Source organism: Bacillus sp. JS, from assembly GCF_000259365.1.
Taxonomy (GTDB): domain Bacteria; phylum Bacillota; class Bacilli; order Bacillales; family Bacillaceae; genus Bacillus; species Bacillus stercoris.
In genome coordinates this window covers 3,395,746-3,418,432 of the sequence record NC_017743.1, presented here as the reverse complement: position 1 = coordinate 3,418,432, position 22,687 = coordinate 3,395,746, and the positions used below count along the sequence as shown (strand labels likewise).

23 protein-coding genes and 1 tRNA gene are annotated in these 22,687 nt (G+C 45.7%); 14 read left to right on the top strand and 10 right to left on the bottom strand.

The genetic code is table 11. The features are described 5' to 3' along the window. Nucleotides 1–15: 15 nt before the first annotated feature. Nucleotides 16–606 carry an ATP-dependent Clp endopeptidase proteolytic subunit ClpP gene (gene clpP, locus MY9_RS17385; RefSeq protein WP_014665471.1) on the bottom strand — a complete coding sequence of 197 codons (591 nt, stop codon included), beginning with the start codon at nucleotides 604–606 and terminating at the stop codon, nucleotides 16–18. A gap of 269 nt (nucleotides 607–875) precedes the next feature. On the opposite strand from clpP, the gene MY9_RS17380 reads away from it, so the two are divergent. Then, nucleotides 876–951, top strand: a tRNA-Arg gene (locus MY9_RS17380). 148 nt (nucleotides 952–1,099) lie between these two features. Then, nucleotides 1,100–1,612 carry a DUF3231 family protein gene (locus MY9_RS17375; RefSeq protein WP_014665470.1) on the top strand — a complete coding sequence of 171 codons (513 nt, stop codon included), beginning with the start codon at nucleotides 1,100–1,102 and terminating at the stop codon, nucleotides 1,610–1,612. Nucleotides 1,613–1,647: 35 nt separating this feature from the next. Here MY9_RS17375 and MY9_RS17370 read toward each other — a convergent pair whose 3' ends face one another. From MY9_RS17370 to sacB, 6 genes are all read right to left on the bottom strand, one after another. Then, nucleotides 1,648–1,968: a QacE family quaternary ammonium compound efflux SMR transporter gene (locus MY9_RS17370; protein WP_014665469.1), complete on the bottom strand. Its 321-nt coding sequence runs from the start codon at nucleotides 1,966–1,968 to the stop codon at nucleotides 1,648–1,650. Further along, the gene (locus MY9_RS17365) at nucleotides 1,968–2,303 is read right to left on the bottom strand and encodes a QacE family quaternary ammonium compound efflux SMR transporter (protein WP_014665468.1); all 336 of its coding nucleotides are present in this window, start codon (nucleotides 2,301–2,303) and stop codon (nucleotides 1,968–1,970) included. Before MY9_RS17365 ends, MY9_RS17370 begins: the two co-directional genes overlap by 1 nt. An 81-nt stretch (nucleotides 2,304–2,384) precedes the next feature. Next, on the bottom strand, nucleotides 2,385–2,969 hold the full coding sequence (locus MY9_RS17360) for a TetR family transcriptional regulator (RefSeq protein WP_014665467.1): 585 nt from the start codon (nucleotides 2,967–2,969) through the stop codon (nucleotides 2,385–2,387). A gap of 95 nt (nucleotides 2,970–3,064) precedes the next feature. Next, nucleotides 3,065–4,627 (bottom strand): aspartate/proton symporter AspP, encoded by a 1,563-nt coding sequence (gene aspP / locus MY9_RS17355; protein ID WP_014665465.1) that lies wholly within the window; start codon nucleotides 4,625–4,627, stop codon nucleotides 3,065–3,067. A 107-nt stretch (nucleotides 4,628–4,734) separates the two neighbouring features. Beyond that, nucleotides 4,735–6,285, bottom strand: a complete 1,551-nt coding sequence (gene levB / locus MY9_RS17350; protein ID WP_014665464.1) for a 2,6-beta-fructan 6-levanbiohydrolase — start codon at nucleotides 6,283–6,285, stop codon at nucleotides 4,735–4,737. A 79-nt stretch (nucleotides 6,286–6,364) separates the two neighbouring features. Continuing rightward, nucleotides 6,365–7,783 (bottom strand): levansucrase, encoded by a 1,419-nt coding sequence (gene sacB, locus MY9_RS17345; protein ID WP_014665463.1) that lies wholly within the window; start codon nucleotides 7,781–7,783, stop codon nucleotides 6,365–6,367. Between the two features lie 538 nt (nucleotides 7,784–8,321). Here sacB and MY9_RS17340 point away from each other — a divergent pair. The 4 genes from MY9_RS17340 to padC all read left to right on the top strand — a co-directional run bounded on the left by MY9_RS17340 (nucleotide 8,322) and on the right by padC (nucleotide 11,471). Further along, nucleotides 8,322–9,677: a serine hydrolase gene (locus MY9_RS17340; RefSeq protein ID WP_014665462.1), complete on the top strand. Its 1,356-nt coding sequence runs from the start codon at nucleotides 8,322–8,324 to the stop codon at nucleotides 9,675–9,677. Between the two features lie 15 nt (nucleotides 9,678–9,692). Further along, complete coding sequence (racX, locus tag MY9_RS17335) at nucleotides 9,693–10,376, top strand: broad specificity amino-acid racemase RacX (protein ID WP_014665461.1); 684 nt, start codon at nucleotides 9,693–9,695, stop codon at nucleotides 10,374–10,376. 131 nt (nucleotides 10,377–10,507) lie between these two features. Next, nucleotides 10,508–10,963 carry a DUF3237 domain-containing protein gene (locus tag MY9_RS17330; RefSeq protein WP_014665460.1) on the top strand — a complete coding sequence of 152 codons (456 nt, stop codon included), beginning with the start codon at nucleotides 10,508–10,510 and terminating at the stop codon, nucleotides 10,961–10,963. A 22-nt stretch (nucleotides 10,964–10,985) separates the two neighbouring features. Then, on the top strand, nucleotides 10,986–11,471 hold the full coding sequence (gene padC / locus MY9_RS17325; protein ID WP_003219868.1) for a phenolic acid decarboxylase: 486 nt from the start codon (nucleotides 10,986–10,988) through the stop codon (nucleotides 11,469–11,471). Between the two features lie 26 nt (nucleotides 11,472–11,497). Here padC and MY9_RS17320 read toward each other — a convergent pair whose 3' ends face one another. The 3 genes from MY9_RS17320 to slrR all read right to left on the bottom strand — a co-directional run bounded on the left by MY9_RS17320 (nucleotide 11,498) and on the right by slrR (nucleotide 13,695). Next, nucleotides 11,498–11,689: a hypothetical protein gene (locus MY9_RS17320; RefSeq protein WP_014665459.1), complete on the bottom strand. Its 192-nt coding sequence runs from the start codon at nucleotides 11,687–11,689 to the stop codon at nucleotides 11,498–11,500. 2 nt (nucleotides 11,690–11,691) lie between these two features. Continuing rightward, complete coding sequence (locus MY9_RS17315; RefSeq protein ID WP_014665458.1) at nucleotides 11,692–13,161, bottom strand: carboxylesterase/lipase family protein; 1,470 nt, start codon at nucleotides 13,159–13,161, stop codon at nucleotides 11,692–11,694. A 75-nt stretch (nucleotides 13,162–13,236) separates the two neighbouring features. Next, nucleotides 13,237–13,695 (bottom strand): HTH-type transcriptional regulator SlrR, encoded by a 459-nt coding sequence (slrR, locus tag MY9_RS17310; protein WP_014665457.1) that lies wholly within the window; start codon nucleotides 13,693–13,695, stop codon nucleotides 13,237–13,239. Nucleotides 13,696–13,940: 245 nt separating this feature from the next. On the opposite strand from slrR, the gene MY9_RS17305 reads away from it, so the two are divergent. From MY9_RS17305 to MY9_RS17270, 8 genes are all read left to right on the top strand, one after another. Continuing rightward, nucleotides 13,941–14,645 (top strand): YveK family protein, encoded by a 705-nt coding sequence (locus MY9_RS17305; protein ID WP_014665456.1) that lies wholly within the window; start codon nucleotides 13,941–13,943, stop codon nucleotides 14,643–14,645. A gap of 5 nt (nucleotides 14,646–14,650) precedes the next feature. Further along, nucleotides 14,651–15,334: a protein tyrosine kinase EpsB gene (gene epsB, locus MY9_RS17300; RefSeq protein WP_040081747.1), complete on the top strand. Its 684-nt coding sequence runs from the start codon at nucleotides 14,651–14,653 to the stop codon at nucleotides 15,332–15,334. Nucleotides 15,335–15,568: 234 nt separating this feature from the next. Further along, the gene (locus MY9_RS17295; protein WP_187360230.1) at nucleotides 15,569–17,389 is read left to right on the top strand and encodes a polysaccharide biosynthesis protein; all 1,821 of its coding nucleotides are present in this window, start codon (nucleotides 15,569–15,571) and stop codon (nucleotides 17,387–17,389) included. Nucleotides 17,390–17,400: 11 nt separating this feature from the next. Continuing rightward, complete coding sequence (locus MY9_RS17290; protein WP_014665454.1) at nucleotides 17,401–18,546, top strand: glycosyltransferase family 4 protein; 1,146 nt, start codon at nucleotides 17,401–17,403, stop codon at nucleotides 18,544–18,546. Continuing rightward, a complete protein-coding gene (epsE, locus tag MY9_RS17285; RefSeq protein ID WP_014665453.1) occupies nucleotides 18,543–19,379 on the top strand; it encodes a glycosyltransferase EpsE in 837 nt (278 codons plus the stop codon). Before MY9_RS17290 ends, epsE begins: the two co-directional genes overlap by 4 nt. Then, the gene (locus tag MY9_RS17280) at nucleotides 19,372–20,526 is read left to right on the top strand and encodes a glycosyltransferase family 1 protein (protein ID WP_014665452.1); all 1,155 of its coding nucleotides are present in this window, start codon (nucleotides 19,372–19,374) and stop codon (nucleotides 20,524–20,526) included. Before epsE ends, MY9_RS17280 begins: the two co-directional genes overlap by 8 nt. Then, entirely contained in the window at nucleotides 20,523–21,626 is a 1,104-nt protein-coding gene (epsG, locus tag MY9_RS17275) for a biofilm exopolysaccharide biosynthesis protein EpsG (RefSeq protein WP_014665451.1), read from the top strand. Before MY9_RS17280 ends, epsG begins: the two co-directional genes overlap by 4 nt. A 24-nt stretch (nucleotides 21,627–21,650) precedes the next feature. Then, on the top strand, nucleotides 21,651–22,685 hold the full coding sequence (locus MY9_RS17270; protein WP_014665450.1) for a glycosyltransferase family 2 protein: 1,035 nt from the start codon (nucleotides 21,651–21,653) through the stop codon (nucleotides 22,683–22,685). Nucleotides 22,686–22,687: the final 2 nt, after the last annotated feature.

Genomic DNA, 22,687 nt, shown 5'->3' with positions numbered 1-22,687 from the left:
CAGGTTTTGTTGTGACTATTTGTCTTCTGTGTGAGTCAAAATTTTGTCAATCAGGCCGTATTCAAGCGCTTCTTCAGCAGACTTGAAGTTATCACGGTCTGTGTCGCGCTCGATTACTTCAAGCGGCTGGCCAGTACGTTCAGCAAGGACTTTGTTTAATTTGTCGCGAAGCAAGAGAATGCGTTTCGCGGCAATTTCAATTTCTGTCGCTTGACCTTGCGCACCGCCAAGAGGCTGGTGAATCATGACTTCACTGTTTGGAAGCGCATAGCGTTTGCCTTTTTCACCGGCTGCAAGCAGGAACGCGCCCATTGACGCAGCCATACCGATACAAATTGTAGATACTTTCGGTTTAATAAACTGCATGGTATCATAGATCGCCATACCGGCTGTAATAGAGCCGCCCGGGCTGTTGATGTAAAGAGAAATTTCTTTTTCAGGGTCTTCTGCTGCTAAGAATAAAAGCTGTGACACGATGGAGTTCGCAACGTTGTCATCAATCGCAGATCCAAGCATGATGATACGATCCTTTAATAGACGAGAATAAATGTCATACGCTCTTTCCCCGCGGTTCGTTTGTTCAATGACTGTAGGTATTAAATTCATAATGCTCCTCCTTCACCTTTTAGGTAAGTATGTAGTTACATGATACATTTTTGGTCAATAAAGGTCAAACAAAAAGCTGGCCTGATATGCAAAGTCGTCTCTTTTTCCCATTTTCCCCAAAAATACAGGGGTTCAAACCATCTTATGTCAAATTGCCAATTAAGATGCTGTGTCTATTTTAAAAGTGGTGTCTCGAAATAGAGGGTTGTTATTTGAATGGAATTATCGTATAATTAGTTGTGCTGACGTTCTCATAACGCAGTCCATATGCGCTCGTAGCTCAGTTGGATAGAGCGGTGGTTTCCGGTACCACGTCTGTCGGGGGTTCGAATCCCTCCGAGCGCGTCCAATAGAACAACAGGAAAGACAAGGGTTTGGCATTTTGCCGCTCTTGTCTTTTTTGTTTCATAAATCTTTCTTGCTGCAACATATATTTTCCTCCTCTCGGGCAGTTTATGAGATGTGCGATATTGAATTTGCGAGGAGGATGAACATGGGTATTTTAAGCGGAAACCCGCAGGATGAACCGATGCATTATGGTGAGATATTCGGCTTGTGGAGTTATGTGATGGCGGGCAATAAAATGGTCGGCAATTACCAGATGCTATTGAATCATGTCGGTGATGACGACCTGAAGAAGCTGCTTCGTGAGTCTATTGAGAAATGCCAAGATGAAATCAAACAGGTCAGCACGATCCTGAAAGAAAACGGGGTGGCGCTGCCGCCGGCTTCTCCTGAACCGCCGACAGCAGATCTTAACGATATTCCGCCTGGTGCACGGTTTCTCGATCCGGATGTGGCGGCCTCCGCGGCAGCGGAAAATGCTGCAGGTCTTGTGACATGCAGCAAAATGATGGGGCAATCGATTCGTGAGGATATTGCCATGATGTTTGGGCAATTTCATATATCAAAAGCGGCAACCGGCGCAAAATACTTAAGGCTGCTAAAAAACAAAGGCTGGCTCATCCCGCCGCCGCTTCATCTTCAAAAACATCACGACGCTTAATGGCAAAGGCATATACAGCTGTATATGCCTTTATTTTATGAAGAAGACGTAAGACGCAAGCCGATAACTCCGGCTAGGATAAGGCAAAGAGAAATCACCTGTGAGAGCTGAAACCGCTCCTTAAACCAAATGAGCCCGATCGCCGAAACGCCAATGCTGCCAATGCCGGTCCAGACGGCATAAGCGACTCCGGCAGGCAGGACGATCATCGCTTGGGACAGGCAGTAAAAGGATAAGCCGAATCCAAGCGTCATCACAATGATCGGCCATTTTTTTCTTGTCCCATCAATATATTTCATGGCAACGGCAGCTATAATTTCTTCTATGCCGGCAATCACTAATAAAAACCATGCCATTATTGTTCACCTCCCGGCTGAGATTTGCTTTCTTTCGTAAATAATTTCATTCCTAAAATGCCAGCCAGCAACAAAGCTAAAAAGAACATCTGGGCTGCTGAGAAGGATTCGCCCAGAACAATTCCGGTCATATATGTTCCGACGGTTCCGATTCCGACAAACACAGTGTACGCCGCGGCCATGGGGATTTTTCGATAAGAGCGGATCAACAGGAGAAAGCTGATCGCGATCAAGATAAAAATGATGACCCAATCCAAAAGCGAATCGGCATGTTTGAGGGAAGAGGCCCAAACAACTTCTAAAAGTCCTGCAATCAAAACAAGAACCCAATTCAAATGAAACACCTCTCTAATTTATGAATGAACGTCAGTCATTTTTAGGGCGTTAAAAAATGAGCGGTGTTACCCAGTCATTTTTTAAGCAGTACCTAAACTTCGTTTTAAGAAAGTAAAGATTTCTTTTTTATACACTTCAACATTTTCATCTTGTTCAAATCCGATATAGAATCGTTCCGCAGTGTTCTCGACCAAGTTGATAATCGTTCTGGCCGTCCATTTTGAATTGATTCCTTCCGTTATCTCATGGTTTGCAATGGCCTTATTGATGATTTTTTCAAGCCAGGAATAATAAGGCTGATAGATCGTTTCCCATTTTTCCATGGAGTGGTCGATCGCAAGCCCGGAATAACAGAGGACAATAATATCCTTATGGCGTTCTGTAATGAGAAATGTCTCATCAATTAATATATCTAAAACGGTCCAAAAATCCTCGTCCCCATGCAGCCTGCCTTTGATTTGATCAAGTGTATGGGTGAGAAGATTTTCTGCAATAGCCGGTATGAGGGCATTTTTAGATGAGAAATACAAATAGAATGTTCCTTGTGCAGTGCCGGCCTTTTTGACAATATCAGAAATAGAAGCCTTATCCAGGCCTTTTTCAGAAATGACTTCTATGGCTGCCTGCAGAATTTTTTCATATTTGCCCGATGTTTGTTTTGGCAAGAGGAACACCTCCTAGAAATGACTGACTCTCATTCATTTTATCGCGTGTATATGTGTTTGTAAAGAATAAAGAAGCAAGAAAACCTCTTGCTTCTTTATTTATCATAATCAATGGCGGCTTTTGGGAGCCCGGTATACTTGGCCCAGTAATAAATCGCCAGTGAGCCGATCGCGACTAAAATGAGGTCGATGGGATTGCTGATGATCCCTAAACCATGTCCGAAAGAACCGATGTAGGAAAAGATCAGCATCATAATATAAAACCCGATAAGCCACCAGGCTGATTTCAGCTGCTGAGCGAGGCTGACATCTTCTTTAGGCGTATATTTGCTGAAACAGAGATAGATCAAAAACATCACGAGCTGTGAACCGAGCAGCCAGGAGACTGTTCTCCATCCTGACCAGTACACGATAAACGCTGTAAATATAAAGGAAAGCGGACCGATAATGCTCATTCCTTTTAAATAAAACGGCCTGTCTAAGTCCTTCGCGTTAACCCTCAGCGCAGCAGAAGAAATAGGTGCAATCGCATATGAAAGAATGAGCGCGACTGAACAGACATTGACGAGCGCGTTCCACGAAGGAAAGGGAAGTGTCCAGAAAATGGACAGGGCAAACGAAAGCCAAAGTGAAGCGCGCGGTGTCCCCGTTTCTTTATTGACCTTTGAGAATATGCCAAATAATGTCCCGTTGCGCGCCCAGGCGTAAACGAGCCGAGATGTCGTATTCATAAAAATATTTCCGTTTCCCCCGGGAGACAGAATGGCGTCTAAAATGACAAGCGTTGCAAGCCAGCCTAACCCGAGCATGACCGCAATATCCTTAAACGGCAATGAGAACTCACGGCCTATTGCCGGCCAGCCATTTTTCAGCGTTTCTGTCGGAATTGCCCCAATAAAGGTGACCTGCAAGACAGTGTAAATGATGGTTGAAACGATGATGCAAATGATTAAAGCGATCGGGATATTGCGCTTTGGATTTTGCACTTCACCTGCGACAGATACAATCGGATGCAGGCCGAGATACGCAAACATCACACCGCCTGTCGAGATGGCGGCCTGAATACCTGTAAATCCAAACGGTGCAAATCCTTCAACGGATAAGTTCTCCGGCTGAAAATGAAAGATCAGCACGATAATGATGGTAATTGGCACGACATATTTAAAAATCGATATGATGAAATTCGCCTTAGCGAAGGTTTTGACGCTCCAATAGTTCAGCAGGAAAAACAAGCATAATAAGGCAAACTGCAAGATCCAGCCGGAAATGGTCGGTGAATCAGATCCTTTAATGGTCAGGCCGGGAAACCAATAAGCCACATACTGGCGCACAGCGGTCACTTCAATGGAAATCAAGCTTGTGTAAGCGACAATCGTGACAAACGAAATTAAATAGCCGACAAGGTGGCCATGTGAATAAACGGGGTATCGAATGATGCCTCCGGTACGGGGCAGAGCGGCTCCGAGCTCTGCATATACGAGCCCGATTAACAAAATAATGGCTCCTCCGAGGATCCAGGAAAAAGCGCCGGAGGGCCCAGCTTTTGAAGCGACATTACTGACAGCGAACAGCCACGCTGATCCAAAGATGGCTCCCATCCCAATTAAAATCAGATCAAACAGAGACATTGATTTCTGAAAATTTCCTTGTTTAGACATTCGCTTCCTCCTTCGAAACCAGCCTTATATTCCTTACAATGCCCAATATGTAACAGAGAATACCGCCCTTAATAAAAAAACAGGTGCAGCCTGCGCTGCACCTGTTTTTATTCATGAATTGAATCAAAGTGTTTCACTGTTATATTTTTGAAGGAGGCTGTGCCGCCATCAGAAAAAAGAGTAATGCCTTTATCTTCAGGCTTTGGGAAGACTTCATTTGAAAAAACGGTTTTCCCGTCGCCAACAAATACTTCTATCGTTGTTTTATCAACAAGTATTTTCAAATGCACCTTACGTTTGCTTCCATCATAAGGAGCTTTGCTTTCGACATAGGTATTGCTTTTGTCAGGCTGATTTGTGGCTGCTCTATTGACATATGCATAGCCGCCTTCAGCGAAAATGCCGACATCAATATGGCGTTTTTGGTCTTCAGATTCTCTGAGCCTGACGCCTGCATTCTTTAGCTCTGACCAAGAAAGATCCGTATCAAGCTGGTACGTATCACCTGTTATCGGCAATGTTTTTGATCCGTTCACATCCTGATCCTCTATTTTGTCAGTTGAAACAGTCAGCTGCTCCAAAGCTTCAATCGGCTGTGAGACGAGGCTGTATGTTCCGTCCTGCTCTTGCAGCCGGAGTTCGCGTATGACAGAATCTGTGCCGTTAAAGCCGTTCTTCATTGTCGGGGTGTTGTTGGCATAATCCCAATTGTTCATCCAGGCAAGCGCATACCGCTTTTCTGATGGATCTGTGCTTTTGCTGTCTTCGAACGTCACACCGCCGTACCAGTCAAAACCATAGTCAAGCCATTGGGCTTCAGTCTGATCCGCTGTGAATTCTTTTCCGTCGAAGCTTCCGGTCCAGTAGGCGTACGTATTTGGTTTGCCCCACGGTTTACCGTTCGCGCTCGCACCGAGAACCCATTTATTCGTTCCGTCGCTTGCCCGCATCATGTAGAGGTCAGGACATTCGACCATTCCCGCCTGCTCTGGGAAGAATCCGCTTGTGTAATGCCAGTCCTTAAGATTATCGGATTCATAAAAGCCGATTTTTGATCCTTCAGCCATGACCATGACCCATTTGTTATCCTGGTCATCCCATATCACTTTCGGATCTCTAAAATCGTCTGTGCCCGGATTAGGCATAACGGGGTTGCCACTGTAGAATTTGAATGATTTTCCTTTGTCTGTGCTGTACCACAAATATTGTTCCTGTTTTTTGTCTTTGGCTGAGGGCTGTGTCACAATCGCGACAAGCGCATTTTTCCCGAAGCCGGCTGTGTTCTCTTTATCCACCACGATGGAACCGGTCCAAATATCACCGTCCGGGTTTGTATATTTCGGAATCGCCACGCCTTCATCGGTCCAGTGCACCAAATCCTCTGAGACGGCATGGCGCCATTCTGTGCCGTTGCCTTTTGGGTAATCCCGGTTATATAGATAGAAATAATGATACTTGCCATCAAAATAGATCGGTTTTTGAGGGTCATTTTTCCATTTATCCGGCGTCGTAAAATGATATGCCGCCCGGTAGTCCGGCTTCTGTGTTGATTTTGTTTTTTGGTCATGTCCTTCTTTTGGAAATAAGTCGATAAACAGCAATATTCCTAAAAAGCTCAGGAATACGGTTAGCCATTTGCCTGCTTTTTTATAGTTCATATGGGATTCACCTTTATGATGTTGATAAGAAATAAAAGAAAATGCCAATAGGATATCGGCATTTTCTTTTGCGTTTTTATTAGTTAACTGTTAATTGTCCTTGTTCAAGGATGCTGTTTTTCACAACAGATGTTTTCTTGCCTTTGATGTTCAGCAGGAAGCTTGGCGCAAACGTTGATTGTTTGTCTGCGTAGAATCCTCTGTTTGTCATGTAGCTTGTAATCACGACATTGTTTCCTTTCGCTTGAGGTACAGCGAAGTGTGAGTAAGTAAAGGTTACATCGTTAGGATCAAGATCCATTTTTAACACAAGGCCAGTTTTGTTCAGCGGCTTGTATGGGCCAGTTAAAGAATTAGAAACATAGCCAAGCATGTAAATATCGTTAGACGTGATGCCGTCAATTGTCATTTTTGATCCGCGGGAGTCAGTGAACAGATACCATTTGCCGTTCATTTTAAAGACGTTTGCACGTTCAATTTCATCTGTTACTGTGTTAGATGCAATTAGCGGTTTCATCACTTTTTTCAGTGTGTAGTCATCGTTTAGCTCAATCATGCCGAGTGCGCCGTTAGCTAATTCAGCAGTGCGCTTTTTATCACTTTGCAGAAGTTTTTGACTTTCTTGACGGAAGAACGATGTGCTTTTGCCATAGTATGCTTTGTTAAATAAAGATTCTTCGCCTTGGTAGCCATCTTCAGTTCCAGTGTTTGCTTCAAATACTAAGTATTTGTGGCCTTTATCTTCTACGTAGTGAGGGTCTCTCAGCGTATGGTTATCGCCTGAGCTGTAGTTGCCTTCATCGATGAACTGCTGTACATTTTGATACGTTTTGCCATCGCCGTCAAAGATTGATTTATGATCCTCTACACCGTTGATGTTCAAAGAGTTGTCTGATGTTGATACGTTAACTTGTGCAGTTGTCAGTGTTTGTTTGCCGTAATGTGTACCGGAAAAGTCAGTGTAGAACAAACGGATGTGACCGTCAGATGTGAATGTCGCTGAGCCAGACCATTCTTGTGTTTGTTCTTTCAGGATTGAATCATTTGCATCGAATTTGTCGCTGTCTTTGAAGACGCGGCCAGCGTTTTTCCAGCTGTCAATAGAAGTTTCGCCGACTTTTTGATAGAACATGTAGATAGATGTGTCATCCGCATTTTTAGGATCTCCGGCTAATGCAAAGACGATGTGGTAGCCGTGATAGTTTGCGACTGTGCCGTCAGCGTTTTGCAATGGCCAGCTGTCCCAAACGTCAAGGCCTTTTGCAGAAGAGATGTTTTTAATTGTGGACGAATCGAATTCAGGCACTTGATATTTTTCATTTTTTTGCTGTTCAGGGATTTGCAGCATATCATGGCGTGTAATATGGGAAATGCCGTAAGTTTCTTTATATGGTTTTTGAGTTGCTTCTTTCGCAAACGCTTGAGTCGCGCCTCCTGCCAGCAGTGCAGTAGTAAAGGTTAGTACCGTTGCTTGTTTTGCAAACTTTTTGATGTTCATCGTTCATGTCTCCTTTTTGTATGTACTGTGTTAGCGGTCTGCTTCTTCCAGCCCTCCTGTTTGAAGTTGGCAAGTCAGTTACGCACAATAAAAAAGACCTAAAATATGTAAGGGGTGACGCCAAAGTATACACTTTGCCCTTTACACATTTTAGGTCTTGCCTGCTTTATCAGTAACAAACCTGCGTGATTTACTTTTCGACCTCATTCTATTAGACTCTCGTTTGGATTGCAACTGGTCTATTTTCCTCTTTTGTTTGATAGAAAAACATAAACGGATGTAAAGATTACAGGTCTAAGGAACTAAAATATCTATCAATTTCTTTTCGTTCTCTGCATTTTTTATTGCCTCTGTCGCATAGGCATAAAGTTGCCTTTTTTATAATCATTCAGAAAATTGCACAAGATTTCATTCCACTAAATAAAAGTATACAGCGTGTATACGTGATCGATTAAAAAGGATCTCTAACTGAGGGATATTTCAAAATATTTGAAACGTTCATAGCCTGGTAACGTACAAAGCTATGGGAGGTGGAGAAATGAAGCAGAATAAAAGAAAGCATCTTCAGACGTTATTTGAGACATTAGGCGAAAAACATCAGTTTAACGGGACGGTTCTGGCTGCGGAGGGTGGCGATATTTTATATCATCACTCTTTTGGTTATGCGGAAATGACGGAAAAACGCCCGTTGCAAACCAACTCTTTGTTTGAGTTAGCGTCTCTGTCGAAGCCTTTTACAGCTTTGGGAATCATCTTGCTGGAGGAGAAGGGGATTCTCAGCTATGAAGACCAAGTGGGTCGCTGGCTGCCTGGCTTTCCGTATCAGGGCGTAACGATTCGGCATTTATTGAACCATACGTCGGGGCTTCCTGATTATATAGGTTGGTTTTTTGCCAATTGGGATCAAAACAAGATTGCGGTGAATCAGGATATTGTCGATATGCTGATGAATGAGGGGCTGCCCGGTTATTTTGAACCGAATGAAGGCTGGCTGTACAGCAATACAGGGTATGTTCTGCTGGCGGTTATCATTGAAAAAGCATCTGGCATGAGTTATGCGGATTTTATGAAAACAAGTATTTTTTCACCGATCGGCATGAATGAAACAAGAGTGTATAACAGGAGGCTTTTGCCTGAGCGAATTGATCATTATGCATATGGATATGTGTATGATGTACACTCCGAAACATACGTCCTTCCAGACGACCTGGAGGAAACGAACTATGTTGTGTACCTTGATGGCATACAAGGGGATGGGACGGTGAACTCTGTCACAAGCGATTTATTTCGTTTTGATCAGGCTTTATACCAGGACGAATTCATCAGCAAGGCTTCTAAGGAATCCGCGTTTTCTCCAGTGCGCCTCAACAGTGGAAAAACAATTGATTATGGGTTTGGCTGGGTACTGCAAAACAGTCCTGAAAAAGGGCGGGTTGTCAGCCACAGCGGAGGATGGCCCGGCTATTCGACGATGATGATCCGATATATCGATCATCGTAAAACGCTGATCTATTTGAGTAATAAGGAAGAGGATACTGAATATGAACAAGCGATTCTGAAGGCGGCGGAACATATTCTATTTGGCCAGCCATATGAGGTCCCCGAACGTCCTGCTGATAAGAAGAAAAAAGCAATTGATACGGCGATATACAGCCGCTATGTTGGCAGCTACTTGTTTCAGGATGGGACGGCTGCACAGGTGACAGCCGAGAATGAACGGCTTTATTTGGAGATCACCGGGCAGCTGAGACTGGAGTTATTCCCTTCCTCGGAAACGCGTTTTTTTCTGCGAGCATTGTCTGTTGAAGTCGAGTTTATGTTAGGCGAGGATGCTGCGAAAAGCTTTATCCTCTATGAGGATGGCTCAGAGGAAGAAGCGGTCCGTACGAATTAGAAAGGAATGAATTTGATGATCGGAATATTAGCCGGAATGGGGCCGAAATCGACCTCGCCGTTTATTGATAAGGTGATTGATTACTGTCAGAAGCTGTATGGGGCTTCAAACGATATTGACTATCCGCACATGATGATCTATTCATGCCCGACTCCCTTCTATGCAGATCGTCCGATTGACCATGATGAGATGAAGAAAGCGATTATCGACGGAGCGGTAAAGCTTGAGAAAACAGGCGTTGATTTCATTGCGCTGCCTTGTAATACGGCGCATGTCTACTATGAAGAGATTCAGCAGTCATTGTCGGTTTCTTTGTTAAATATCGTTGAGGAAACGATAAAAGAGATTCCGCATCTTGCAAAAAAAGCGGTGGTGTTAGGAACAGAGCCAACCATCCAATCCGCCATCTACCAAAATGGGCTGAAGGCAAATGGACAAGAAGTTGTTCACAAGGACCATTGGCAGCACGCTGTGAACCGGCTTATTGCCGCAATCAAACAGCCAAATCATATGCAGCATACACAAGCATTGTGGCAGACGCTATATGAAGAAATCAGTCAGCATGCAGACATCATCATTTCAGCCTGCACGGATTTAAATGCGGTGTTAGATCATTTTCAAAGTGAGATTCCGATGATAGATTCCTCTGCCTGTCTTGCAAAAAGCACTGTCAGCACATATCTTGCGTATCAAAGCTAGCTTCAGACAAGGACTGTCTTCAAACAGTCCTTGTTTTTTTATGTTCCTATTGTTTGACAGTTAACTGCAATGGTGTTAAAGTAAACATGTAAATAGTTACATGATTTTTTTCTGAAGGTGAGGTGGTGCTCTTGAAGAAGCCGGTTTTAAAACCATTCGCCTCTTTAGAAATCAAGGTTGATCCGCCTATCACAATTGGTGAGACAGGCCTGGGGCTGAGACGATTTATTTCGATTCGTTCGGGAACAATAACCGGGAAAGTAAAGGGACGTATTTTGCCGGGCGGCGCCGATTCGCAAATGATTCGTGCTGACGGCAGAACCGATTTATCTGCCAGGTATGTAATCGAAACAGTAGATCATGAACTGATTTACATTGAAAACAATGGAATACGGCAAGTCAGCGAGCCGTTTCGAAAACAAGCGGCAGCCGGGGAAATCATTGATCCGGAGCATGTTTATTTTCGTACGGTACCGACGTTTGAAACAGGCAGTGAAGCCTATCAATGGCTGCATGACCGCTTGTTTATCGGTTCCGCAGAAAGAACCCCTGATTACGTTCGACTAGACATTTATGAAGTACAGTAAAAGACTAAGGAGAGTGTGAAAGATGGAAAACTTTATCGGAAGCCACATGATTTATACGTATGAAAACGGATGGGAATACGAGATTTATATTAAAAACGACCATACAATTGATTATAGAATTCATAGCGGAATGGTTGCCGGACGCTGGGTTCGGGATCAGGAAGTGAATATTGTCAAACTGACAGAAGGCGTATATAAAGTGTCTTGGACAGAGCCGACTGGTACGGATGTTTCATTAAACTTTATGCCAAATGAAAAACGCATGCACGGCATTATTTTCTTCCCGAAATGGGTGCATGAACATCCTGAAATTACAGTGTGCTACCAAAATGACCACATTGACTTGATGAAAGAATCACGCGAAAAATATGAAACGTATCCAAAATACGTTGTACCTGAATTTGCGGAAATTACATTTCTGAAAAATGAGGGAGTCGACAATGAAGAAGTGATTTCGAAGGCTCCTTATGAAGGAATGACAGACGATATTCGCGCGGGAAAATTATAAGAAACATCAAAACCCGGAAAAGAGATTTACTTCTCTTTTCCGGGTTTTCTTTTTGCTGAGTATGTGGGAACCATCATAATTCCCGTGAAAAACAGTGTGATGCCAGTCCAGCGCATAGGCTGGTAATAGGCTGTGTCCCGTAAACATAACACGGCCGATAAAATAATGATACAAGCTGCCACAACAATGACAGCACCAATATATCCTGTTTTCCTCATGTTTATTCTCCTTTTGAAGGGAATAATTTCTGCCTTTTTTCAGAATCCGGATCGTTTTTGATCACAATCTCCGAATCGAAAATCAGCGTCTCTCTCGTTTCCTCGTGATACGCCGGCCAATTCACAGCTTCGGTGCTTGGGTTTCCTGTTTTAGCGAACGTGATCCATGCTGATTGTATCGTGTGAGAAAGCTGTTTCACCTCATCCGTAACCTCCGCGTTTGCCATCCGCTTCAACCCATCCAGATTTCCAAAGACAAAAGGAAGCTCTAATGCGTGAAACGCTTTATTGTACGGCGGCTGCTCCGAGTGCCAATCGAACCTGTACATCCAAACCGGGGCGTAGTGGGACTGTGCGGATGCATAGGCAACGGCCGGGCGCCAAAATAACAAATCAGTCATCATGTGAATCTGGCTTTCCAGAGAACGCGGATACAGATCGGCGGCTTTCTTGGCCAGCGGCTGCCCTAATAAATACTCGAGTGCAGCATCAAGCGTTTCCTGAGAATGAACGTCTGAATCAGGGGTGAAAAATAAATATCCTTCATCACGGGTTGTTCCGATTAATAGAGGAATGCCGGCAGCAGCCCCTTCTGCTATTGCTTTTTCTGGTTCAGCAGGCAGTGTTTTCGGATCAAGGGCGGGCTGGAAAAACAGATGAAAGATATTCTCTTTTTCTGCGATCCGAAGCTGATCCGCCGCTTTTAGCAAATCTTCTGCAGAAACCGTATGCAATTGATCCAGTTGGCTCTCGTTAATCCCAAGGATCTGTAACAAGGCTGCCGCGGTGCTCGCCGCTTGTTCTTTCGTCATCGTTCGAGAAGCGCCGCTTTCCATGATGGCTTTCTGGAGCAGGCCTTTTGCCGCCGGCATTGCGAGCAGCGCGGCAATGCTCATGCCGCCGGCGGATTCTCCAAATACTGTTACGTTATCGGGATCACCGCCAAACGCTGAGATATTCTCCCGCACCCATTTCAGTGCGGCGGCTTGGTCTAAAAGCCCAAGGTTATCGGAATACGCCTCATCAAATGAAGACAAGTGCAAAAAGCCAAACGGCCCCAGCCGATAGTTCAGTGTAACGACAATGACTTCTCCCTGCGCCGCAAGTTTTGATCCGTCATACAATGGATCACTGCCCGCTCCAAGATAAAAAGCGCCGCCGTGAATCCACACCATGACAGGCAGGTTTTGACTTGGAGTGTCAGGCGCAAATACATTGAGATACAAGCAATCCTCGGACTGGCGCGGCAGTTCAGCATACGATAGTGAAAGCAAATCAGTCGGCTGCGGGCAAACAGGGCCATAGGCTGTAGCATCAAGCACATCTTCCCACACTTCAGGCGGCTCAGGCGCTTTAAAACGCAATTGTCCGACAGGCGGTTTGGCAAAGGGGATGCCTTTCCATATATGTACGCCGTTTTCCGTTGTGCCTTTTACTTTGCCGTATTGAGTCGTTACTGTTTGATGAGTCATTGTGTCCTCTCCCTTTTTCACCCATTATAAACAGATTTACCCTGAAGGTGCGAACGTTAGCCCTCTAGCCGATCATCATCTTCCCATCGTTTTTAAAAAGGATTTGACTTCATGGACAGTCAAGCCGATTTCTCTTGCTTCCGCCATCAGCGCTTTCCATTCTTCTATATTGGACTCCGTCAGTTTACGGTTGCGGTAAGAAGCCGTTTCAGGCTGTTCTTTCTTGAGTCTGTTCGTAAAAGTGAACAATTCTTCCTTTTCCATTCCGGCTTGTACGGCTTGCACTAAATGTACGCGCCACTCCTCTTCACCGCCGCTGATTTTTTCATACATCATGGTTTCTGCGTCAAATAATTCTGTTAATTCCACATCAAGTGTCGCCGAAACTTTTTTTAAAAATTGAACGGATGGATTCGTGTGAACGCCTCTTTCAATCTTGCTTAAATAGGATTTGGATACGCCTGACTCAACCGCCAGCTGATTAATAGAATAGCCTTTTCTTTTACGGTATAAACGGATAATTCTTCCAATCATAATGTGAAATTCTCCTCTATTCCTGTCGTTATTTTGTTCATTATAAGGAATTATTCGTTCTTTATAAAATTTAAAATAATAAGGGAAGTGCAGTAAATTAGAGGAAAATCATGATTTTGTTCTCTAAAGAGAACTTATTGGCTTATTTTGCAATTTTTAAATAATACTATTTTCTTTTATAATCCAATCATTAACAGAAAGGGGCGCGGGAAGCCAGCCGCGGGAAGGCTGAAGGCTATGAATACATGAATGAGAATATGAGTTTTAAAGAATTATATGCGATTGTCAGACACAGATTCGTGCTGATTCTGCTCATCACAATCGGCGTTACCCTGATTACGGGTTTTGTGCAATTTAAGGTTATTTCACCGACCTATCAGGCGTCGACACAGGTGCTGATTCATGAATCAGACGGTGAAGAAAACTCGAATCTCAGTGACATCCAGCGAAATCTTCAGTATAGCAGCACGTTCCAATCGATTATGAAAAGCACTGCCTTGATGGAAGAGGTCAAGGCGGAATTGCACCTATCTGAATCGGCTTCCTCGCTGAAAGGAAAAGTAATCACCAGCAGTGAAAATGAATCAGAAATTATCACCGTTGCCGTCCAGGATCACGATCCGGCGAAAGCGGCTGAGATTGCGAACACATTAGTGAACAAGTTTGAAAGAGCAGTAGATGAAAGAATGAATGTACAAGGCGTACATATATTATCAGAGGCGAAGGCTTCGGAAAGCCCGATGATCAAGCCGGCCCGGCTGCGAAATATGGTCATGGCTCTTGGCGCTGCTGTCATGGGCGGCATTACACTGGCATTTTTTCTGCATTTTCTCGATGATACGTGCAAAAGCGCACGGCAGCTCAGCGAGAGAACCGGATTGCCATGCTTAGGCTCCGTTCCTGATGTTCAAAAAGGGCGGAATCGCGGGATAAAACATTTCGGGGAGTGAAGCGAGTGATCTTTAGAAAAAAGAAAGCAAGGCGAGGTTTGGCTCAAATATCTGTTTTACACAATAAATCAGTTGTTGCGGAACAATATCGCACCATCCGGACAAACATTGAGTTCTCATCTGTCCAGACCAACTTGCGATCCATCCTCGTCACCTCCTCTGTGCCTGGTGAAGGTAAATCGTTCAGTGCAGCGAATCTTGCAGCTGTCTTTGCGCAGCAGCAGGAAAAGAAAGTACTGCTGGTGGATGCCGATTTAAGAAAGCCGACCATCAATCAGACGTTTCAGGTTGAGAATGTAACCGGGCTGACAAATGTGCTGGTCGGTAATGCTTCACTCAGTGAGACGGTGCAAAAGACGCCGATCGATAACTTATACATCCTGACAAGCGGGCCGACCCCGCCAAATCCGGCAGAACTGCTGTCTTCAAAAGCAATGGGAGATTTAATATCTGACATCTATGAACAATTCAGCCTCGTCATCTTTGATTCCCCTCCGCTTTTGGCTGTTGCCGATGCTCAGATTCTGGCAAATCAGACAGACGGCAGCGTGCTCGTCGTTTTAAGCGGAAAAACAAAAACCGATACCGTCCTGAAAGCAAAAGATGCACTGGAACAATCCAATGCGAAGCTGTTAGGCGCTCTTTTAAACAAAAAGAAAATGAAAAAATCGGAACACTATTCCTACTAGTTTTTGGAAAGGTGATGTCTCCTGACCTGTATCAATGGAGGCACTCGGCTCTGCTGTGGGCAGCTGAAGTTGCTGCCTTAGATGCTGGTCGTCGCTGGCGGGGCGTGAGGATGGGTTAAATGCCCACTTATCTGATATATACATAGGACGTGTTGTCGGTTTAGCTGCTGCCGATGTTTTGGAGAGACGAAAACCGCCGCAGCTAAACCGATAAAAGAATTAGGGGGGAATAGGTTGAGTTACCGGAGAAGACTGTCAATGATTATTGCGCTGGATACTTACCTCGTTTTAAATTCAGTTATTGCAGGATATCAATTTTTAAAAGATTCCTATCAATTTTATGACTCCGGAGCATTACTGCTTACCGCTGTCAGCTTGCTCCTCAGCTATCATGTGTGTGCTTTCCTGTTCAATCAGTATAAACAGGTGTGGACATACACCGGGCTCGGCGAGCTGCTTGTCCTGCTTAAAGGCATTACGCTTTCCGCCGCTGTGACCGGCGTCATTCAGTATGCTGTGTATCATACGATGTTCTTTCGTCTGTTAACCGCGTGCTGGGTGCTTCAGCTTTTGTCCATTGGAGGGACCCGTATTTTATCCAGAGTATTAAACGAAAGCATTAGAAAAAAACGCTGCGCCTCGTCCCGCGCGCTGATTATCGGGGCGGGCTCGGGTGGGACTCTGATGGTCAGGCAGCTGCTTTCGAAAGATGAACCTGATATCATACCTGTTGCTTTTATTGATGACGATCAAACGAAACATAAATTAGAAATCATGGGGCTGCCCGTAATCGGCGGAAAAGAAAGTATCATGCCTGCGGTGCAAAAGCTCAAAATTAACTATATTATTATTGCCATTCCTTCACTCCGCACCCATGAGCTTCAGGTGTTATATAAAGAATGTGTGCGAACCGGAGTAAGCATTAAAATTATGCCTCATTTTGAGGAAATGCTGCTCGGCACACGAACTGCCGGACAAATCAGAGATGTAAAAGCTGAGGATCTGCTCGGCAGAAAGCCGGTGACCCTCGACACTAGCGAAATTTCAAACCGCATCAAAGGAAAAACAGTTCTCGTCACGGGAGCGGGCGGATCAATCGGCTCGGAAATCTGCCGGCAGATCAGCGCGTTTTTGCCTAAGGAAATCATTCTGCTCGGCCATGGGGAAAACAGCATTCATTCGATTTATACAGAGCTGAATGGACGATTCGGCAAACACATTGTGCTCCATACGGAAATCGCTGATGTGCAGGACCGCGATAAAATGTTTACCTTGATGAAAAAGTACGAGCCGCATGTTGTCTACCATGCAGCTGCCCATAAGCATGTCCCTTTAATGGAACACAATCCTGAAGAGGCGGTCAAAAACAATATTATCGGAACAAAAAATGTCGCGGAAGCAGCCGATATGTCGGGAACTGAGACATTCGTGCTGATTTCATCAGACAAAGCGGTGAACCCAGCCAATGTAATGGGGGCGACAAAACGGTTCGCGGAAATGATTATTATGAATCTTGGAAAAGTCAGCAGTACCAAATTTGTCGCTGTCCGCTTCGGCAATGTACTCGGGAGCCGCGGCAGCGTCATTCCGATTTTCAAAAAACAAATTGAAAAAGGCGGCCCTGTGACAGTAACACATCCGGCAATGACCCGCTATTTCATGACGATTCCCGAGGCATCAAGGCTTGTGATTCAGGCTGGGGTATTGGCGAAAGGGCGCCAGATTTTCGTTCTCGATATGGGGGAGCCCGTAAAGATTGTGGATCTGGCCAAAAACCTCATCCATTTGTCAGGCTACACGACAGAGCAGATTCCAATCGAATTCACAGGCATTCGTCCCGGCGAAAAAATGTATGAAGAATTACTGAACAAAAATGAAGTCCACGCTGAACAAGTCTTTCCAAAAATTCATATCGGCAAAGCGGTAGACGGCGACTGGCCGGTGCTGATGCGCTTTATCGAGGATTTCACTGAACTGTCGGAAGCCGACCTGAGAGCGAGGCTGTTTGCGGCAATCAATACATCAGACAACATGACGGCTGCCAGTGTTCATTAGGGGGAGTGAAAATGACGAAAAAGATATTGTTTTGCGCGACTGTTGATTATCATTTTAAGGCCTTTCACCTCCCTTATTTTAAATGGTTCAAGCGAATGGGCTGGGAGGTTCATGTCGCCGCGAGCGGACAAACCAAGCTGCCGTATGTGGATGAGAAATTCTCCATCCCGATTCGCAGGTCACCTTTTCACCTTCAGAATCTGTCCGTTTATAGGCAGCTGAAGAAAGTGATCGACACCCATGAATACGACATGGTTCATTGCCATACACCGGTAGGCGGCGTTCTCGCCAGGCTGGCGGCGCGGCAGGCGCGGCGGTGCGGAACGAAGGTGCTGTACACAGCGCACGGCTTTCACTTCTGCAAAGGGGCACCGATGAAAAATTGGCTTCTATACTATCCGGTCGAAAAGTGGCTTTCAGCATATACGGACTGCCTGATCACGATCAATGAAGAGGATTACACACGGGCGAAAGGACTTCAAAGGCCGGGCGGAAGGACGCAGAAAATTCACGGCATTGGCGTCAATACTGAGCGTTTCCGGCCTGTTAGCCCGAAAGAGCAGCAAAGACTCAGAGAAAAACACGGATTCCGTGAAGATGATTTTATATTGGTTTATCCGGCTGAGCTTAATGTGAACAAAAATCAGAAGCTGTTAATTGAAGCCGCAGCCTTGCTGAAAGAAAACATTCCTTCGCTCCGCCTTGTGTTTGCCGGGGAAGGGGCAATGGAACAAACGTATCGAACGTTAGCTGAAAAGCTTGGCGCTTCCGCCAATATCCGTTTTTATGGCTTTTGCCGTGACATACATGAGCTGATTCAGCTTGCGGATGTATCTGTGGCATCCAGCATGAGAGAGGGCCTCGGCATGAATGTGCTTGAGGGAATGGCGGCGGAAAAACCGGCGATCGCCACAGATAACCGCGGGCATCGGGAAATCATCCGCGACGGAGAAAACGGTTTTCTGGTCAAAATCGGTGACAGTGCTGCTTTTGCCCGCCGGATTGAACAGCTTTACCATAAGCCGGAACTCTGCCGAAAGCTGGGACAGGAAGGCCGAAAAACAGCCTTGCGCTTTTCGGAGGCGCGAACGGTGGAAGAAATGGCAGATATTTATTCCGCGTACATGGATATGGATACAAAGGAGAAAAGCGTATGAACTCAGGACCGAAAGTTTCTGTCATTATGGGCATTTATAATTGCGAGCGCACGTTGGCAGAAAGCATAGAATCCATACTCAGCCAATCCTATAAAAATTGGGAGCTGATTTTGTGCGATGATGCGTCAACAGACGGCACGCTCCGCATCGCGAAGCAGTATGCCGCTCATTATAGCGACCGCATCAAACTGATTCGAAACAAAACAAACAAGCGGCTTGCCGCATCATTAAATCATTGTCTTTCGCATGCGACAGGCGATTATATCGCACGTCAGGACGGAGATGACCTTTCGTTTCCGCGCCGTCTGGAAAAGCAGGTCGCGTTTTTAGAAAAACACCGCCACTATCAGGTGGTTGGCACCGGCATGCTTGTGTTTGATGAATTTGGCGTAAGAGGCACCCGCATCCTGCCTTCTGTTCCGGAGCCGGGCGTCATGGCAAAAGGGACCCCATTTTGCCACGGCACGATTATGATGAGAGCGAGTGCCTACCGCACGCTGAAAGGCTACCGATCGGTGCGCAGGACGAGACGAATGGAGGATATCGATTTGTGGCTTCGCTTTTTTGAAGAGGGCTTCAGGGGCTATAATCTTCAGGAAGCCTTGTATAAAGTGAGGGAAGACAGCGATGCATTCAAACGGCGGTCATTTACGTATTCGATTGACAATGCCATTCTTGTCTATGAGGCGTGCAGACGCTTGAAGCTTCCTATATCTGATTACATATATATCGCAAAACCGTTAATCCGCGCGTTTATGCCCGCAGCCGTGATGAATCGCTACCACAAAAAAAGAGTAATGAACCAAAAGGAAGGGCTTGTCAAGCATGAATAGCGGCCAAAAACGCGTGCTCCATGTTCTCAGCGGCATGAACAGGGGCGGCGCGGAAACCATGGTGATGAATTTATATCGGAAAATGGACAGAAGCAAAGTACAATTTGATTTTTTAACGTATCGAAATGATCCGTGCGCTTACGATGAAGAGATTTTATCCTTAGGCGGGCGGCTTTTTTATGTCCCGAGCATTGGGCAAAGCAATCCCCTTACATTTGTGAGGAATGTGAGTAACGCGATAAAAGAAAACGGGCCGTTCAGCGCCGTTCATGCGCATACAGATTTCCAAACGGGTTTTATCGCCCTTGCGGCAAGGCTCGCCGGAGTGCCGATCAGGGTCTGCCATTCCCACAATACGTCTTGGAAGACCGGCTTCAATTGGAAGGATCGCTTGCAGCTGATGGTGTTCAGGCGGCTCATCTTGGCGAATGCGACAGCGCTGTGTGCCTGCGGAGAGGATGCGGGCAGGTTTTTATTTGGACAGTCCAACATGGAGCGGGAGCGTGTTCACCTCCTTCCGAACGGAATTGATCTTGAGCTGTTCGCCCCAAATGGGCAGGCGGCTGATGAAGAAAAAACAGCCCGCGGTATTGCAGCTGACCGGCTCATCATTGGCCATGTGGCCCGGTTTCATGAAGTGAAAAACCATGCGTTTCTCCTGAAGCTTGCCGCACATCTCAAAGAAAGAGGCGTTCGCTTTCAGCTTGTTCTCGCAGGAGACGGGCCGTTGCGAGGGGAGATAGAGGAGGAGGCGCGGCGGCAGGATCTGTTGTCAGAGGTTCTCTTTTTAGGCACTGAAGACCGCATTCATGAATTGATGCGTACATTCGATGTATTTGTCATGCCGTCTCTGTACGAAGGCTTGCCGGTTGTGCTTGTGGAAGCGCAGGCATCGGGGCTTCCATGCATCATTTCAGACAGCATTACAGAAAAAGTCGACGCCGGGCTCGGGCTTGTCACAAGATTAAGTCTCTCTGAGCCGATCAGCGTTTGGGCTGAAACCATTGCAAGAGCGGCCGCCGCAGGCAGGCCGAAGCGCGAGCTCATCAAGGAAACACTCGCCCAACTTGGCTACGATGCACAGCAAAATGTAGGAGCGCTGCTGAATGTATACAACATCCGCACGGAAAAGGACAATAACCGATGATTGTATATGCCGTCAATATGGGGATTGTCTTTGTTTGGTCTTGGTTCGCTAAAATGTGCGGCGGCCGTGACGATTCGCTTGCCACGGGGTATCGGCCGAATAAGCTTTTGATCTGGATTCCGCTCGCTTCACTTGTGGTCGTGTCAGGCCTCCGCTATCGAGTTGGCACGGATTTTCAGACGTACACGCTGCTGTACGAATTGGCGGGCGATTATCAAAATGTGTGGCAGATATTCGGTTTCGGCACAGCGAAAACAGCGACAGATCCGGGGTTTACCGCACTCCTTTGGCTGATGAATTTTATCACAGAAGATCCGCAAATCATGTATATTACGGTTGCGGTCGTGACCTATAGCTTTATTATGAAGACACTCGCCGACTATGGCAGGCCGTTTGAGCTGAGTGTCTTTTTATTTTTGGGAACCTTTCATTATTACGCGTCTTTTAACGGCATCAGGCAATACATGGTGGCAGCTGTTTTGTTTTGGGCGCTCCGTTATATCATCAGCGGGAACTGGAAGCGATATTTCCTGATTGTGCTGGTCAGCTCGCTCTTTCATTCGTCCGCGCTGATTATGATTCCAGTGTACTTTATTGTCAGAAGAAAAGCCTGGTCTCCGGCAATATTCGGCCTATCCGCTTTATTTCTCGGCATGACCTTTTTATATCAAAAATTTATTTCTGTGTTTGTCGTTGTACTTGAAAACAGCTCATACAGCCATTATGAAAAATGGCTCATGACAAACACAAATGGAATGAATGTGATCAAAATCGCTGTTTTGGTTCTGCCGCTGTTCCTTGCATTTTGCTATAAAGAACGACTGCGGAGTCTGTGGCCGCAAATTGATATTGTCGTCAATTTGTGCCTGCTAGGTTTTTTGTTCGGCCTTTTGGCCACAAAGGACGTGATTTTTGCCAGATTCAATATTTATTTCGGCCTGTATCAAATGATCCTAGTCCCTTATTTCGTCAGGATATTTGATGAAAAATCGAACGCTCTTATCTATATTGCTATCGTTGTTTGTTATTTTCTTTACAGTTATTTGCTTATGCCGGTTGATTCATCGGTTCTGCCTTACAGAACGATTTTTTCCCGGTAATTTATGCACGAGGAGCCGGTCATTATGGAAACACCTGCGGTTAGTCTGTTAGTCGCTGTTTATAACACAGAAACATATATCAGAACGTGTCTCGAATCACTGCGGAACCAGACAGTGGACAATATTGAAATCATCATCGTCAATGACGGTTCAGCTGACGCCAGCCCGGATATCGCGGAAGAATACGCCAAAATGGACAACAGGTTTAAGGTGATTCATCAGGAAAACCAGGGGCTCGGTGCGGTTCGGAATAAAGGCATTGAAGCTGCACGCGGCGAATTTATCGCGTTTATCGATTCAGACGATTGGATCGAGCCTGATTATTGCGAGCAGATGCTCCGGGCAGCAGGCGATGAAACTGATCTGGTCATTTGCAATTACGCCGCAGAGTTTGAGGACACTGGCAAAACCATGGACTCAGACATTGCCCAAACCTATCAGGATCAGCCGAAGGAGCATTATATCAAGGCATTATTCGAAGGGAAGGTCAGAGGGTTTTCATGGAACAAACTGTACAGAAGAAGCATGATTGAAGCCCATCGGCTGTCGTTTCCGCTCCGAGGCGAGCTGGAGCATGTCGAGGATCAGTTTTTCAGCTTCAGGGCTCATTTTTTCGCCCGCTCGGTATCCTATGTAAAAGCGCCGCTCTATCATTACCGAATTCACCTTTCCTCCATTGTGCAGCGCTATCAGAAAAAACTGTTTGAATCAGGGCTTGCGCTGTATGAGGCGAATGCGGCGTTTTTACAGGAGAACAACAAACTGGAGGAGTACCGCAAGGAGCTTGATACCTTTATCGTTCTTCACAGCAGCATCTGTATGCTGAATGAATGGAAAACGAGCGGCAGCCGCCGGCTGTTTGAAAAGCTTAGAAATGTTGGCGTGATATGCGCGGACCCGGTGTTTCAAGAAAGTCTTTCAAAAACGGGAACAGCGCCTTTTGACGCAAAACGGTCATGCCTGCTTCTGATGGCGAAATACAGAATGATTCCGTTCGTCGCGATGGCATCGGCTGTGTATCAGCGGGTGATCGAGTACAAAATGAGAAACAGAGGGTGAGG